This is a genomic window from Tsukamurella conjunctivitidis, from assembly GCF_007858475.1.
GTDB classification, from domain to species: Bacteria; Actinomycetota; Actinomycetes; order Mycobacteriales; family Mycobacteriaceae; genus Tsukamurella; species Tsukamurella conjunctivitidis.
On record NZ_VIGX01000123.1, the window covers coordinates 1 to 653 of the forward strand.

Consider the following 653-nt stretch of genomic DNA (forward strand, 5'->3'; position numbering starts at 1 on the left):
GATTGGGACGGTTGGTTATGTGGTAGGAAATTATGCCGGGACGATTATCTATCTAATCACGACACGATTAATGTAGCGAAGCTCAAATTAGAAACACGATTACAATGAAAGCATCATGACAATAAAAGCATTATTACAATAAAACTATCATTGCAAGAAAGTGCAGCGTTCGATAAAAAAGGCGTCTCATTTGAGGCGCCTTTCTTGGTTTTTAATATTTATTGTTATTGACCATTGGTTTATTGATGATCGTTTATCGCTGACCATTATTGTGATGATCATCGATCTGTTACGATCTTTTTTATGCCAATGTATTATCGCCGGCATGGTAGCTTGAACGAACCATGGGGCCGATATGGGCAAGCTTAACGCCTAAGCGATACGCCTCTTCTTCATATGCCTTAAAGGTTTTGGGGGTTACATAACGTTCTACGGCAAGATGGCCCCCTGAGGGTTGAAGATATTGGCCGATGGTGATCATTTCGATATCGTGTTCACGCATATAACGCATCACCTCCATCATCTCCTCATCAGTTTCACCAACACCGACCATCAATCCTGATTTTGTCGGCACATCGGGATTACGTGCTTTAAATTTCTTAAGGAGCATAAGCGAGTGATCATAATCTGCACCGGGACGCACCTGTTTATAG

Annotated in this window: 1 protein-coding gene; it reads right to left on the reverse strand. The window is 41.7% G+C overall.

All coding sequences use genetic code 11. The features are described 5' to 3' along the window. Window positions 1-301: 301 nt before the first annotated feature. Window positions 302-653, reverse strand: a 352-nt coding sequence (locus FK530_RS27555) for a lipoyl synthase (protein WP_500487552.1), incomplete at its 5' end; no start/stop codon positions are given.